This window comes from Flammeovirga sp. OC4, from assembly GCF_000812565.1.
GTDB lineage: Bacteria > Bacteroidota > Bacteroidia > Cytophagales > Flammeovirgaceae > Flammeovirga.
This window is the reverse complement of the sequence record NZ_JTAM01000003.1, coordinates 172,638-188,468: the sequence shown is the minus strand read 5'-3', so window position 1 is coordinate 188,468 and position 15,831 is coordinate 172,638. Positions and strand designations below refer to the sequence as shown.

Below are 15,831 nucleotides of genomic sequence, written 5' to 3'. Positions count from 1 at the left end.
ATGATATGTATAAGATAGTGATCATAGAAGATGAGTTCAATGCTCAAGAGGCATTAAGTAAAATGCTCAAATTGCTTTTTAGATCCATTGAAATAGTAGGTACTTTTCCTTCCATACAAGAGGGGGTTCATTTCTTAAATCAAAATAAGGAGGTCGATCTTATCTTTTTGGATGTAGAATTGGAAGATGGGAATAGTTTTGAGCTCTTACGTCAATTATCTTCTGTAGATTTTAAAATTATTTTTACCACGGGCCTTGAAAATTATGCCATCGATGCTATTAAACATAATGCTGTTGACTACCTGTTAAAACCTATCGATCCGAATGAGTTGAAAATTGCTGTCGATAAAGCATTTACTCAAATAGAAGAAAAGAAAAAAGCGACTGCTATTATTTCTCAATTTGAAGAAGAAAAGAAGGAAAAAGAACAGAAAATTATCGTTAAGACAGCCGATAATACTCATTTCATAGAAGTCAATAGCATTATTCTCTTTGAGTCAGAAGGGGCGTATACCAAAATTGTTTGCCAAGACCAAACTATTCTGGCTTCAAAGCATTTAAAGTATTTTGAGAACATTGAAGAATTACATTCCTTTATTAGAGTCCATCATTCTTTCTTGATCAATCCGTCTCATGTGATCAATATTTCCAAAACAGGAATAGCATTGACGGATGGTTATTCAGCAAAAGTTTCTACTCGAAAATACACCCAAGTTGTACAGCAATTAAAAACATCTTAATTGAATGCAATAAGCTGTTTCGTCAATTATTAATTATACCTCTGCATTTATCAATTGTTTTTGGCAGCAAATACATAGACTGCCAAATTCGTGTCATCATTAAATACTAAAAACAAGTTTACTACTAAATATAAATTATGATCCAGAGATACTTTTTGTTGATATTTTTTTTCATTTCAACTTTAAATATAAATGCCAAAGGTCAACCCAATAAGCTTTTAGAAAATATTCCATCAGAAGGTTTATCTTTCTTATTTTATTATGATGCAAACCGTCTACTTGAACAAGAATATTTAAAAAATATAATCTCTTCAGACCTTAAAGAAATTTTTGAAATCAGTAAAGAAGCAGTTGTTTTTACACAAGAAATCGATGAATATTTAGGTTTAACAGTTCGATTTAAATTAAGCGAAGGAGTTGATTTTAATAAAGTAAAAGAGATTGTAGAAGGTTCGGAACTTCAGGTAAGTGGTGTAAAGGGCAATTTCATTTACTTAAAAGAAGAGGAGCAGAAAACACGTTTTGGTTACGTGATGAAAGGAGAAGATTATCTTATTGTAAAGATTTTTTTCCTAAAAGGAGTCATCGATAAAAAGTTAAGAGAGCAGTTAATTACCGTTTATGATGAGTGGAGGTTTAAGAAAATCGCCTATGAAGATTATGCTGTAATGAAAGATTCAATTTACAAACTAGATGAGCAAAATGTTATACCTTATTTTGATCAACTAATTGCCAATGATGAGAAAGCAATCTTAGGTAATAAGGCTTTGAAGAAGCAAGAAGGAATCCCTGCTGATATAGTAGATATGCCATTTATCATGCACTTTAATGAAAAAAGCTTTTACTCATTAACGACGATCATGGGGTATGATCATTCACTATTGGATTTTATTGTTCGACCAAGATCCAACGATTTTTTTGAAGCACTAGAACAATTTCAAAAGTTCTATTTGTATGAGTCTTCATGGTTTGGAGGAGATTTTAGCGATAGCAAGGCAACAATTGTTAGTATAGCGACTTCAAAAGAGGAACCTAAGAATGTGGGTGTAGATATGGATTTAGTGCAATATATGCCAGAAAAGACCTCTAATTTTATATGTTATGGGATGGATTTGGAGATCTTTAGGGATCAAGTAGTGGATCACATCAATTATTATTTAGATGAAAGTATATCACAAATAAAGTTTGGTTTTTTGATGTTGGATGATGATTTCCTCAACTTCTTTCAAACAGGTATGATTGCTATTGATATGGACCCCAACGATCGGAATCGCGATGTAAAAGCAAAGGCAGCTTTTAAAATGCCTAATGAGAAAAAAGGAAAGCAGCTGTTGAAACTTTTAGCCGAACTTGATAATATTCAAAAAATTGAAGAGGAGAAGGAAGATTATCTGATTACTATTTCAAGTTTTAGAGATACGGCCTATCTAGTGATCGAAGGAGATGTTTGGATTTTCGGGACAGAACCTCCAAGTGAACTAAGAAAGAAAAGCAAAAAAATGCTGAAGCAAAATCCTGAATTATCGGGAAAAAAGACAACATTAGTATCAAGGCTTCAAGGTGATATTATAGGGCGTGATAGCGGGTTTGGAGAGATTTATTCTAAATCAGAATTTATTAGTAAGAAAACCGTCCGAAATATTGTAACAATTGAATTCAATAAAGAAATATTATAGTGTGTATACTTTGCTATATGTCAATTACCTAATTTTATTAGCCCATTAACATAACTTCAGAAGCCACCTGCATATAGGGTGGCTTCTTGCTTTTAAAAGAATACTGAAATTTATTGAAGTACAATATCGTGTTCTGAAGCCCAAGTACTGATGTCGTTTTTTTGAATTGCAGCCGCCATCATATCGGGAAATAAATCAGGAGTACAAGCAAAAACTGGAATATTATTGCTGGCAAAAAACTTTGCATTTTGTTTGTCGTACCAAGGGGTGCCATTGTCATCTAAAGCAAGAAGACAGATGACTTGAACGCCTGATTCTACTAAGGATAAGGCACGTTTTTTCATTTGTTGTAAATCTCCGCCTCCACACAAATCCGTGACAAGAACAAGGATAGTATCATCAGGTTTTTCGACTAATGATTCACAATACTGTAGTGCTTTATTAATGTCTGTTCCTCCACCAAGTTGCACGCCGAAAAGTAAATCAACGGGATCTTCCAATTCTTCCGTAAGATCAGCGATTTGAGTATCGAAGACCACCATTTTCGTTTTCACATTGGGAAGAGAAGCCATCACTGCTCCGAATATTCCAGAGTAGATAACTGATTCACCCATCGACCCACTTTGATCGAGACAGAGAATAATATCTTTAAGTGAGCGTTTTGATTTCTTTCCATAACCTACTTTTACTTCTGGAATGATGGTTTTGTATTCTGGTTGATAGTGTTTTAAGTTCTTTTTAATAGTAGCGGGCCAGTTGATTTCATTATGCCTAGGCCTAAAACTTCTTGCACTTTTATCCAATGCTCCAGCTAAACTGGCAATCGTTTTTTGTTCCAATTTATCCATCAACTCATCCACAACCTTTTTGACCACCATCCTTGCAGTCTCTTTTGTTTTTTCAGGGATCAATTTTCCTATTTCCATTAAAGAAGCCACCAAATGAACATCAGCTTCGGCTTTTTCTAGGATCTCCGGCTCCATGATCATTTTTTCTTTCAGACGATCATTTTTCATGGCATCCGCTTGCATCACATTGACCACTGATTGAGGGAAATATTTTCTGATATCACCTAGCCATCTGGCAATAGAAGGAGTCCCTTTTCCTCTTCCACCTTTGCGATTTAGCTGTTTTCCATTAGGACCATAATCAAAACTTCCTCTTCGTTCAAACTCATACAATGCAGTCAACGATTGATCCAACTCCGTTAGTTCATTAGATAATTGGTGTCCAGTTCCATCAGCATCATCACCTCCTAACATCAATCTCCATCTTTCTAAATTTTGGTGTTTATTGTCGGAAACTTCTATTTCTTTATTTCGATTCATGATTTTTACTTTAAATACCCATTAATTCACCTAAAACTGGAAGAATAGCATTTGCTCTTGCTTCATCAAAACCCTTGTTTTCAATCTCATCAATAGATGACTCCGAAGTGGCTAAACCTCTTTTGGCTTTTTGTCCGATCTGGAAACGGTCTTCAGGTTCAAATTGCGAAAACGCTCTTCTTAGCATGGGGAGCATTTCTACAAAAATATCTTTAGAAAGCGTACTTACCCATGTATAAAGTAAGTTCCAAAGCAGGTTGTCATAAATCAAAATACTTGCATTTCCTCTCAAAAACCCTTCAATCCAAGACGCTACTTTTTGAGGTGGATTTCCAATCGATAATGAAGTGGAAATCTCTTTTTCAGTGACTTCTTCATGGAGAAATTGAGCATCTGAAAGCAATCGGCAGGTACACCCTTTGATGATAGCGTGTACTCCAGGTGATCGCATTACTTTGTGTAGGGCCTCATACCACTGCGTAGTTAATTCTTTGTCTTGATAGATACGTACAGCATTATTCACCTTTATAATCAAATTGAACATCTTATTCGAATTCTCTTCATCCAATTGATAACAGGCATTGGGAAGGTTGATGAATACTTTGATCAGGAGATTCTCAACGATATTACTCAGTACTGAAAGATCAGATTTTCTTACATTCCCATATCGGCTCAAGTCCACTAAATCAGGTAATGCCGTCATTAAGTCTTTGATATCAGAAGCGATAGCTGAAAGAGTATTGATCTGTTCAAGCATAAACTCCACCGCCTTAAAAAGTTCAGCTGGAATGCAAGCTTTTAAGAGGTTAGTGGCAACGGCTATTTCTTTTACTTGTTTTCCTTCCTCTATCACTTTAGCCTGAGTAGCTGTTTCAATTGAGTTTCCTAAGTAAGCATACTCAATGATTTTTACCATAATTTCAGGCTTCCATTTTAATAGCCACAACTCTTTGAAAGTTCCTTTTGAAACTCCGAAAGTTTTCTTTGCCCAAGGCACTTCTAATAATTGTAAGCGATGGAAGAAAATACTTTTATTAAGGTCATTAGGCTTACGAAGATCTAATTTTATTTCTCTAACAACTTCATTTAACTTTAGTCTAAACTTCTTCACCCATTTTTCAAAATCCTCTTGTAAGGGTACTTTAGGGACGGTATCTGGTACTTCGCCAATTTTTTCGGCAAGTACCAACTTCTCCTTAATCAACTCCATTTTGATTTCATCACCCATACACATCACAGACAGCACGGCCTCGTCTAATGCTTGTTTATTGACAAATGAATGTCCTCTTAAAGCTGCTAATGCTACTGCAAGTTTATAAGCTTCCATGATGTGTGCTGTTGACATATCTATGTCTTTCTTACGGTAGGTATTGGCTACTTTGGTAAGCCAACTGATTTCAACATCAGTTTTGGTTTTCCATTGATGTTCATACCACCCCGGGGAAGTAATACCAGCACCATATCCCGAAGCAAAGCTGAGTCGAGAGTTGGTCCAAGGTATCCATGTTGCTGCTACTTTAAGTTTACGTTTCGGAACTTTCTTCAGAACTTTATTGTCCTTTTTTGAATCAGAATAATCTTCCTTTAAAGCAGGAGCATGCCAAGCACCACAAACAATAGCAATAGTAGAATGCATTTCATTTTTTGCCTCACGGATAATATTTCTCATGTATGCCTCACGAATTTCATTATCTGCTTCCATAGTGGAAGGGATACCGTCTTCTCGTAGCGTTTCCATGGCATACATAACAGCTTCAAAATGTTCCTCCGAAGAACTAGCGTTTTGTTCAAACTGCTGATCCCACCAGTCTTCAGAATTAGAATAACCTGCAGCATTTGCTAAATAACTTAGAGGGTCAGTAACTACTTCGGTTATTTCTTCTTGAATTTCTTCTTCGTCAAGTTGCTGTAACAATACTTCTTCTTTTTTCTTTTGAATCAGAAAAGATGCAGAGACAGGTAAATCCATGGCTCTAACTTCTATCTTATTTTCTTGCCCATAATGAATAGCAACCCACTCAGGAGAGTATGATGCAAAAGGATAGAAGGAAGATTGTTTTGGGTCCATGCTATTGTAGACCAATAATGCCAAAGGAGGTTTGAACGTTTTTTGATGCACCATTTTAAAAAGGTCACTAATTTCTGGTGGACCTTCCACTAAAATAAGGTCGGGTTGAAGTCTTTCTAACTCCTTTTGTACTTGCTTGGCAGACCCCACACCATGATGTCTTATGCCTAAAATATGTATACTCATCTGTACTATTGCTTAGGGTGAAAGAAATGGGTAAGTGCTTAGATAGACAACTCCTTACAAGCTCTATAGATGTCATTCCATTCTTTTCTTGGTTTCACGATCACTTCAAGGTATTCATTCCAAACTGTAGCATCTTGAACGGGATCTTTGACAATGGCACCGATTAACCCTGAAGCGATGTCGTGAGCATTTAAAGTGCCATCGCCAAAATGGGCAGCAAGAGATAAACCATTGTTGACAACAGAGATGGCTTCAGCTGTACTAACAGTACTTGTAGGAGTTTTGATTTTAGTACGACCGTCTTCTGTCACACCATTTCTAAGCTCTCTAAAAATACTAACTACCCTTTGAATTTCTTTTAAAGTAGGTTCTGCAGCAGGTAAACCTAAAGCTTTGATGGATGAAGAAACCCTGCTTTGAACAATATTGATTTCCTCTTTTGCCGTAGCAGGAACAGGAAGAATAACGGTATTAAAACGTCTTTTTAATGCAGAAGAAAGCTCATTCACACCTTTGTCTCTATTATTGGCTGTCGCAATAATATTGAATCCACCGATAGCCTGAATTTCAGTATTTAATTCAGGGATAGGCATTGCTTTTTCAGATAAAACGGTCAGTAAAGTATCTTGAACATCCGAAGGAATACGAGTAAGTTCTTCAATTCTCGCTATTTTACCATTTTTCATGGCTCTCATCATAGGTGTTTCTACGATTGCAGCTTCAGTAGGCCCTTCAGCTAATAATTTGGCATAATTCCATCCATAGCGAATGGCTTCTTCTGAAGTACCAGCAGTACCTTGTATCAACAAAGTAGAATCTCCAGTGACTGCTGCCGTAATGTGTTCTGATACCCAAGATTTTGCGGTGCCTGGAATTCCATATAGCAATAAAGCTCTATCTGTAGTCAATGTTGCCACTGCAATTTCCATCAACCTTTGGTTGCCAATATATTTCGGAGTGATTTCAAAACCATTATCTAGTTTTCCTCCCATTAGATATTTTACAACAGCTTGTGGGGAAAGTTCCCAGTTAGTAGGGCGGTGAGCTTTATCTTGACTTCTTAATGCTTCTAATTCTTCTGCAAATTGTTGTTCTGCGTGTTGTCTTAATACTGTACTCATTTTTGTAATATTTTTAGGTGGATTATTATGTCTCAATTATTTTGTAACGAACTCTTCTTCTTCCAAAAGAGCTCGAATTTCAATTACTTCTTTGATGGGAATATAGATTTTATTTTTCCACACTTGTAAAGATTCTTGGTATCGTTCTTCATCAACTTTATAACTAGGTTTTCTTTGCTCTTCTTTTTTATTAAGAATTTCTAACTCTCCAAGTATGTCTTTAGAAAGTATCAGCCCCAGTGCATCAGTGCTATTTCGATACATCCATTTCTCAGGTTTTGAATGGATCTTCTGAAGTAATTTTTTACTTAAATCATAAGAGAAATTTAGGTCTGGAATTTCAGAACCGTAATTGCAGATGAGGTCAATAGTGGTATTGTAAATGTTATTTTTAATGATCAAATCTTCAATATCCTCTGATGAAACTGAAAGCAGAATATCTCTCAACTCATAATCGTTATAATTCCTTTTTTCAATAAAAGCTTGAACAAGCTGTATGGAACTTTTAGTTTTATTAAACTTCACTTTATGAGTGAGTTCATGAATGAAAATAGATTCGGTACCACCACTATATCTTACTTTTTGTTGTAGTTCTTTACTATCAAAAAGACAGTTGATAATATGTATTTCCTTTGTTTTTAAAGCATCCGCAAAAGCTTGAAAAGGAATATGTTGAATAAAATAGGCCATCCAACATTCTTCTTTTGTAGAATGATTGTGAGGCATGAATCCATCAGTTCCTAAACCATACTTTTGCAACATATTTTTTTCATTCCAGAAGCCGTCAATTTGTTCCTTAGGAAAGTTAAGCTTCCATTTTAGCTTGCTTATTAGTGCTCGTTTAGTAAAGAAAGGAGCTATTTGTTGTAATGTTTCTTGACTTAATTTTGAGGAAGGAAACATCAATAATATCTTGGAGAGAATAGCTCTACCTTCTCTTTGTTTTTCTTTCTCAGTTTCTACAAACTTATATTCTCCATTATAAAGGTCTTCTAAGAAAGTAACTAATTCTTCAGAAGGATTTTCATAAATACAATTCAGCAAAGAAACTTTATTGTTCAACGTTTCTTGGTGCCAAGTTTCTTCGAGAAGTGCAATGGCTTTTAAAGCATCTTTTTCTAAAAGTGTCTCTAAAATGGCTTTTCGTTGAGCCATTTTACCTGTATACCATTCTTCCTCATTAATAGGTTGTTGGATCCAGTTATTATTTATTTGATGAAACTGTATGCACGCTTTTAGTGTGTTTTTAGAAAGTACTTTTGTGATCTTACCTTTCAATGCCTCCCCTTTTCTTTCACCAAACTTAACAAGTTCTTTAAATAAAGGATATCCGACTATTTGTCCCTCATTGATGATACAATCTAGCCATAAATGAGTCAATTTAGTCTTCGCAAAAGAAGTATCAAGGTTATTGATTCTGCTAAAAATTAATTCCATGTTATGAGGGATTTCTGGACGGTTTTCTTCTATGAAGTCTGTAATAACATCACCTTCATAATTCTTGGCCGTTTCGCCACTCTCATAATAATAATGTCCTAAAGATAAGGTCATTAGAAAGTAGTTTTCCTTGTCTTCATCATTTACTTTTTCAAGTTGTTTCATTAAGGTTTCAGGAAGCAGTTCTTTTTGTATAGACTTACGATCTGTCCCTAAAAATCCCGTTTCTACAAGTTGCTTCCACATTATAATTTCAGGTATTTATGTTGATGAAATAATCCAAGAGGTAATAGTTTGCCATTTCTAAATAAACCTACGATTTTAGAAGGAGAAGAACCTTCCAAAGCATACCAATTTAATAGCACATCTTCAGGGCACTCTTCTTCAATAGTGATATAGTTTTGAAAAGTATCACAAACTACATTTTCCTTCTTCTGAAGTACTAATTGAACAGATTCTAAACAGACTAATTGTTCCAACTCCCAAGGATTTTTGATCAGTTTTTCAGCTCTTTGCTGATACACTTCATTGATATTTTCCATAAAATGAGGTAAACAAATAAGTTCGTTTAAGTTTAACTTTTGCTTTGAAACCACTGCCCTCAACGGAGTGATAGAAGGGAAAAACTTAAGTTCTCCCTCAAATAACATCCCCGTAGATAGGGAGTGGTCAAAGCTAGAGTAATTGGTTTTAAAGCTAAGGATTAACGCATTTCTGTTAGTCTGTAAACCCAACAACCAACTTTTTTGAGTGGTAATGCCCTCCCTTTCGGAAGTTTCTTGGCCTACTACTAACCAATGATCTTCTACACATTCTGCTTCTGGATCATTGATTAACTCTTTGGTCGATTGGTTCCACCCCACTAGCGTTTTAATAGTTTGCTGCCATAATGGGGAAAGTTGATCATAGTTGTTAAATGTTTTAATAAGTAGGAATAACCGGGCTGTAGTTTGCATGGCTTGTTCTCTCCATACCTGTTCATTATTGAAGTTGAATTCAGCATAAGATCTTACCCAAGCCGATAATCGAGTAGCTTTAGCATCAATCATTCTTTTCGATAATTCAGCTATCTTTTTTCTTTGATTAGGTAATTCTAGAAAACCTATACGAACCATATCTTTCAGCCAAAGTTCAAGTTCTTCAATACCATATTTAACCTCTTCAAATCGTTTTGCTTCAGTTCGTAGTTTATTCTTCTTTTTTTTAACTGACTCTTCTTCAGTTACTTCTTTTGTTTCATGTACTTGACTCTTCTTAACAGTACGCTTATCTAGCCATTCTTTAACCCATTCATGCTCTTCCGTTTCTTCTATTTTTCCTTCCAACCCCACATATAAAAGCATTAAAGCGATGCCATGTTTACAGGGGAATTGCCTGGAGGGACAAGAGCATTTGTAAGCAAAATCAACAATATCAATTTGAGTTTTGTAGGGCTTTTTTCCACTTCCTTTTAATTCTCCCCATAGCCCTCTTTCACTTTTACCATAAGACAGCCACTTCGCAGGCATTGATAATTTTTTTCCTGCATTAAAAGCTGTTGATGTTGGGGATATGGTTTGAATATATTCTTCAGTTATATTCATTTTTAAGTTGTTTTTGTAATCTGATGGGAAAAATATTCTGTTGCTTAAGGATTACTTTTCGTTTGCTTTAAATCCTTAATTAGTCATTTTATGGTATAGCTTGTTCGATTACTATTGCATTCTATTGATTTAGATTAAGAGTTTAAAAATGTTCAATCAGATAAATAGTTATAACGTTAGCTAAATACCTGTTTGTGTTTTTTTGATACTACAAAGTAATAGGAGAAGAACGTAAAGTGATTACGCAGTTAGATTTTTTTTGAGAAATTTTAAAAAGCATCTTCCAAATGCAGAATTTCCAAAACGACATTTTTATCGATAATGATACTTATAATGTCATACCTGACCAATTGAGCTTCACCTTGATATACGTTTTGGAATTGAATAGAAGCGTCTTGAATGCAGTTGATTTGTTTTTGAGAAACGTGTTCTTCTGGGTTGCCAAATGATTTGTTTTTGCGTGTTTTAACCTCAACAAAGACTAAAAAATTATCTTTTTGACAGATAATATCAATCTCATTTCTCTTGTATCTATAATTACGTTTTAGGATTTGGTACCCATTTTTAATTAAAAAATCAGTGGCTATGATTTCACCTTTGGTTCCAGTTTGCTGTTTTTGAGTTTTAGTTGATGTCATCCATATTGTATTTTTTTAGTAAGCGATGCCAAGAGTCTCTATCAATATTATCTACAATTTCTGAATTGATTTTCTTATACATCTTACTATTTCTAGGCATAAAGAAAGAATAATAGTTTTGCTTAAAGTTAGCAGGAGAGATTTCAAACAAGTTACTGGCACCTCTTTCCTTAATAACGTGACGCATGATAGGCTTATCATGAACAAAAGCTATGATTTCACCATTATTCAATGCATCTAATCCTTCATCAGGGTTTACGAAAGTGGCAGGGTTAATTTGGTGTTTTAAAAGGTAACTTTCCGCTCCTGAGTGAGCCGTTACGCCAATTTGACCTTTCATTTTTCTCAAATCAGCAACGGATTTTATTTGTGCTTCTAACTGATTAATCGTTAAAGTTGATGTAATCGTTGCCGTAAAACTTGAAATCAAACTGATGGCCACAAACATCCAAACCATTGAAATGACTCTACCCAATGTAGTTTTAGGAGTTTTGTCGCCATATCCAACAGTAGTAATTGTAACCGTTGACCACCATATACCATCCATTACACCATCAATACCATCTCTAAAGTCAGTAGCGTTGTACTTTTTTTCAACCCACCAAACCAATGTTCCAAAAAGGAATACAATGACAATTAAGGTAAAAAAGAGCTTCATAAAGCCTATTGAAAATAGGTTGCTAAAGAATAATGTAATCTGATCTTGCTCATTCTTTTTAACAACAACGCCTAATGATGTCGTCATAAAAGGATAGGTGACATCTAACTGTCGTATTCTAGTAGAACTGACAGGCATTGGATTGGCCGAAATATCGATTTGTCGTCTTGAAAGTGCTAAAATAAGACCGGGCATATGTTTATATTCCACAAATTCATATACCAAGTGTAAATCTTCAGCAACCATATGCCAAAGGTCAATACTTAATCCATAGAAAGAACCATCCACACTTTTGATTACAAAAGGAGGGTCTTCTCTTACGCCAACTCTTAAAATGTGATTTTCAAGGATTTTCTTTCTAGAGCTAAGACCATTTTCTTGAGCGATGGAAGTTGTAGAGAAAAATAAAATAAAAAAAAGTAGAAAATGACGAGTCATTTAGGTGTTTTTAATGATGATTACAGATTGAATAGATCTTACTATTTTAAAGATAGAAAAGTATTTATAAAATATCACCTTTCTAAGTTGTTTTAAGCTCTATTTTTCTCATCAAAATATAATTTTCAGATTCAAAGTTAAATTTGAACTTTATATACCTTTTTAAGTAATCAAATTATCATTGACCCAAAAATAGAATAGGGTGTGAAGTGTTAAATGAACAGTTATAAACTAATTTTTTCTTATGATTAAAAAATTGACGATCGTACTCTATTCAGAAATGTAATTATTGAGCCACATAAGTGGTCCGATGAAATTATAATATGGAGCATCACTAAAAATTAGGGTGGTTTTTTGAATCTCACCTAACAAAAAACGCAATTAAAAAAGGGGAATTTTAAGGAATATTGCTATTTATTCTATGGATTGTTATGAAAATGAAGCAATTAGCTGTACTTTTGAAGTACTGAATGATAGATTATCTACAACTAGCTTTTTAAATCTTACATTGAATGAACTTTTCTAAATTACACAGGCAAAGTCTGTACTTATTAACCGCAATTATTATGATAACCAGCAATAATATAAATGCGGCAGTTTTTAAACCTAACCCAGGTCAATGGGGAAATAATGCGACTGCTACTTTTTCAAGTTTAGCAGATTGGCAGAATTCGAATTATTGGACCATTCTAGATGGGACAGGTAAAACGGCAGATTATCCAACTGATAATGATGTAGTGCAGTTTGGTAGTTCGGCACAATATGGAAACAATGGTATGGTAATTACAGGGTTTGACTTAGCAGACGAGTACACTGGAATTACTTTTAATGCTAATAGTTATCCTTCTGTACTTACAATAGGTAGTGGTGCTACGGTTGACGCTTCTTCTTTGAATGAGAATGGTAATAGAATTACTTTAACCATTAATAGTGGAGGAGAATTAACGGTACATAACACGGCGACATTTACTGCTAATCAAACAAGTATTTACAATTATGGTACGATTAGTTTTAACGATGGTTTAAATATGGTGCATACCGGAAAGAATACTATTGTTAGTTCTGGGGACTTTAATGTCACAGGACAATTTAAAATGTTGGGTACAGGCCTTACAGTAAGTGGAGGTAGTTTTGATGTTTCAGAAGAATGGGTGATTGAGACTGCAGATGGACAATCAAATAATGATTTAGATGTAACCAATGGAGCTTCTTTAAATGTTGGAGGGATTGACTTTTATCAGTATGCTATAGGTCCTGAAGATATTGATATTACAGGAGGTAATGTTACTGTTTCAGGTTCTTGTAATCATGCGGCTGTTTGTGCTGAGATTGAAGCTCAAGGAGGAGACCTTCCCGTCGAACTTATTTCATTATTCGGTATTAAAACTCCTGAAGGTTTCCTCGTGAAGTGGACTACAGGTTCAGAGATTAATAATTCTCATTTTATGATTGAAGCTTCAAATACGAAAAATAATTGGAAGGAAATCGCAGAGATTGACGGACAGGGAAATTCAAATGTTGCTACTGATTATGAGATTTTATTAAAAGGAGAACAATACAACTACTACAGGTTAGTTCAATATGATTTTGATAATTCATATGAAATTTTGGGAATTCTGACTCAAAATGTTTCATCCGAGAATGATACTATCAGCATTTTTCCAAATGAACTAACTCAAGGTCAATCGACTAATTTATTATTTTCTAATCCTGACTCAGATATTGCTTTTACGTTATATTTATTTGATTTGGTAGGAAATGAAGTAGATCAAAAATCAGCATCAAATTATGCTTCTTCTTTTTATCAATATAAAGTGCCAAATTCATTGAATAAGGGCTATTACATTTTAAATGTTCTAATAGGAAGTAAGAGATATCAACAAAAGATATTAGTTAAATAGTATAAGTACAAATTCAAAAATATCTAATACTAATTCTATTTATTATTTTGCGATTACTTCCTTCAAAAAACTTTTAATAGAACCACTATTAATACGTTTTTTAGCGTTGTACTCACAAAAAGTAAATTAGAATAAGCTATAATTTATTTTTGACTTTGTACTTATAATCTCGAAATATTACATTAAGCAACAGAAGTTGAAAGCACGGTGACATAATGTTACAAGTAGCGTTTTTAAAGGTGTAAAGGTTTGTTAGATAGAGACTTGTCTTTAGTTTTGAGTATCGGAACTAAATAAATTCTAACAGTCTATTTTTAAATTAATGAACTCTTTACATCTAAACTGCTTGTACCTAATAGCTTTACTTTCTATTTCAACAAGTCAAAATGTTTTTTCTGCAGTCTTTGAACCTTACGTGGGTGATTATGGAACAGCAGTATACAATGATTCTAGTGATTGGACAAATGCTAGTAATTGGACCAAAATTAGTGGTACATCTTCAACCGGTTATCCCGTTTCAGGAGATCAAATAAACTTTGGTAGTAGTTCTCAATATCGAAATAATGCTATTCAAGTGAATTTTAATGTAACTGATGATACAGGATATACTGGTTTTATTCTTGAATCGAACAGTTATGAATCATCTATAACTATTGGTGATGGTGGTAATTTGTCAATTCAATCACTAAATGATAATAACAAGATCTTCATTAATGTTGAATCTGGAGGTACTTTGTCTGTTTCTGATGAGTTAATTTTAGATGCAACTAGTACTGAAGTTACAGTTGGAGGGACTTTAAATCTTAATGGAGGTCTTCAATTTGGTGGTGGTGGTGCCCAAATATTTAATAATACAGGTACTACAAATGTTACAGGTGACTTTACAATGGAAGCTGGAGATATTAATATCACTTCTGGAAGTTTCAATATTTCAGGAGCGTGGATCATTCCTTCTTCAAGTGGTAATGGTAGTAATGCTATTGAAGTAGCAAGTGGAGCATCCATGGATGTAGGTGGAGGAATCGATTTTGTGAATCAAGCCATAGTGGGGGATCTAGATGCAAAAATTCAAATCTCAGGCTCTTTTAAAGCTAGTGGTTGTGATGATAGTGGTAGCTCAGTTTGTACAAAGATTGAAGCATCAGGTGGAGATCTACCAGTAGTTTTAATTTCTCTCTTTGGAATTCAAACCAATGATGGTTTTTTAGTGAAGTGGACAACAGCTTCTGAACAAAATAATTCCCACTTTATGATTGAGGGGTCTAATGATAAGAAAGATTGGTTGGAGATTGCTGAGATAGATGGACAAGGCAATACTAATGTTGCTACGGACTATGAAATATTGTTGACGGGAGAACAGTATAGCTATTATAGATTGGTTCAATATGATTTTGATGGGGCATTTGAAATATTTGGGGTGTTAAATCAAAATACTTCAAATACAGATAGCGAGGTAAAGGTTTTTCCAAATGAGTTGGTTCAAGGACAATCTGTAAATCTTTTATTTTCTAATATTGATTCAGATTTATCGTTAACCTTACAGCTTTTTGATTTAAATGGAAATACGATTGAATATTACTCTGATCGTAATTTCTCTTCTTCCTTTTATCAATTTGAATTGCCTAACGCTTTGAAAAATGGGATATACTTTTTATCAATAGTAGTAGGACAGGAAAAACATGTACAGAAGATTTTAGTACGATAGTCTTTTAGAATTTAGTTTCTTAAGAAATGCCTTCATTGTAATTCAGTGAGGGCATTTTTTGTGGTGTTAGAAATTATTTTTTTGAGTTTTAAGTTGTCAATTTGGATGAATAGAATTCATGCCTCAAAGAGCATTTTTTGAAAAAAGAAAGGACTGTCAAAATAAAATTATCGATAAATATTCTCCTCTTTTCGTTGTGTTCAATACTACTTATTTGAAGGAGAAAAAAAGTGGAATTGAAATATTTATTTATTTTCTAGAGTACAGAGAATACGTCTTGAAAATAATACAATAGATCATCTCTTATTTAAGAAATTTGTAATTATTCTATAATAAATAGTAGTTGTTGATA

The 15,831-nt window shown here is 34.1% G+C and carries 11 protein-coding genes; 4 read left to right on the top strand and 7 right to left on the bottom strand.

All coding sequences use genetic code 11. From position 1 onward, the window contains the following. Nucleotides 1–5: 5 nt before the first annotated feature. Both PL77_RS03775 and PL77_RS03770 read left to right on the top strand, forming a co-directional pair. The gene (locus tag PL77_RS03775; protein ID WP_044201932.1) at nucleotides 6–740 is read left to right on the top strand and encodes a LytTR family DNA-binding domain-containing protein; all 735 of its coding nucleotides are present in this window, start codon (nucleotides 6–8) and stop codon (nucleotides 738–740) included. 137 nt (nucleotides 741–877) lie between these two features. Further along, nucleotides 878–2,416, top strand: a complete 1,539-nt coding sequence (locus PL77_RS03770) for a hypothetical protein (RefSeq protein WP_044201930.1) — start codon at nucleotides 878–880, stop codon at nucleotides 2,414–2,416. Nucleotides 2,417–2,526: 110 nt separating this feature from the next. Here the strand turns inward: PL77_RS03770 and PL77_RS03765 are convergent, their stop codons facing one another. From PL77_RS03765 to PL77_RS03735, 7 genes are all read right to left on the bottom strand, one after another. Beyond that, the gene (locus PL77_RS03765; protein WP_044201928.1) at nucleotides 2,527–3,744 is read right to left on the bottom strand and encodes a VWA domain-containing protein; all 1,218 of its coding nucleotides are present in this window, start codon (nucleotides 3,742–3,744) and stop codon (nucleotides 2,527–2,529) included. Nucleotides 3,745–3,754: 10 nt separating this feature from the next. Beyond that, nucleotides 3,755–5,998 carry a DUF5682 family protein gene (locus PL77_RS03760; protein WP_044201926.1) on the bottom strand — a complete coding sequence of 748 codons (2,244 nt, stop codon included), beginning with the start codon at nucleotides 5,996–5,998 and terminating at the stop codon, nucleotides 3,755–3,757. Between the two features lie 38 nt (nucleotides 5,999–6,036). Beyond that, the gene (locus tag PL77_RS03755) at nucleotides 6,037–7,119 is read right to left on the bottom strand and encodes an AAA family ATPase (protein ID WP_044202144.1); all 1,083 of its coding nucleotides are present in this window, start codon (nucleotides 7,117–7,119) and stop codon (nucleotides 6,037–6,039) included. A 36-nt stretch (nucleotides 7,120–7,155) separates the two neighbouring features. Then, nucleotides 7,156–8,802 carry a DUF5691 domain-containing protein gene (locus PL77_RS03750; protein WP_044201924.1) on the bottom strand — a complete coding sequence of 549 codons (1,647 nt, stop codon included), beginning with the start codon at nucleotides 8,800–8,802 and terminating at the stop codon, nucleotides 7,156–7,158. Next, on the bottom strand, nucleotides 8,802–10,139 hold the full coding sequence (locus tag PL77_RS03745; protein WP_044201922.1) for an SWIM zinc finger domain-containing protein: 1,338 nt from the start codon (nucleotides 10,137–10,139) through the stop codon (nucleotides 8,802–8,804). The genes PL77_RS03750 and PL77_RS03745 overlap by 1 nt, the downstream gene beginning before the upstream one ends. 269 nt (nucleotides 10,140–10,408) lie before the next feature. Beyond that, the gene (locus tag PL77_RS03740) at nucleotides 10,409–10,777 is read right to left on the bottom strand and encodes a YraN family protein (protein ID WP_044201920.1); all 369 of its coding nucleotides are present in this window, start codon (nucleotides 10,775–10,777) and stop codon (nucleotides 10,409–10,411) included. Beyond that, on the bottom strand, nucleotides 10,764–11,873 hold the full coding sequence (locus PL77_RS03735; RefSeq protein ID WP_044201918.1) for a transporter substrate-binding domain-containing protein: 1,110 nt from the start codon (nucleotides 11,871–11,873) through the stop codon (nucleotides 10,764–10,766). Before PL77_RS03735 ends, PL77_RS03740 begins: the two co-directional genes overlap by 14 nt. Before the next feature lie 566 nt (nucleotides 11,874–12,439). Between PL77_RS03735 and PL77_RS03730 the strand changes: the two genes are divergently transcribed. Beyond that, the gene (locus PL77_RS03730; protein ID WP_044201917.1) at nucleotides 12,440–13,774 is read left to right on the top strand and encodes a T9SS type A sorting domain-containing protein; all 1,335 of its coding nucleotides are present in this window, start codon (nucleotides 12,440–12,442) and stop codon (nucleotides 13,772–13,774) included. Between the two features lie 322 nt (nucleotides 13,775–14,096). Then, nucleotides 14,097–15,479 (top strand): T9SS type A sorting domain-containing protein, encoded by a 1,383-nt coding sequence (locus tag PL77_RS03725; RefSeq protein WP_082026387.1) that lies wholly within the window; start codon nucleotides 14,097–14,099, stop codon nucleotides 15,477–15,479. Nucleotides 15,480–15,831: the final 352 nt, after the last annotated feature.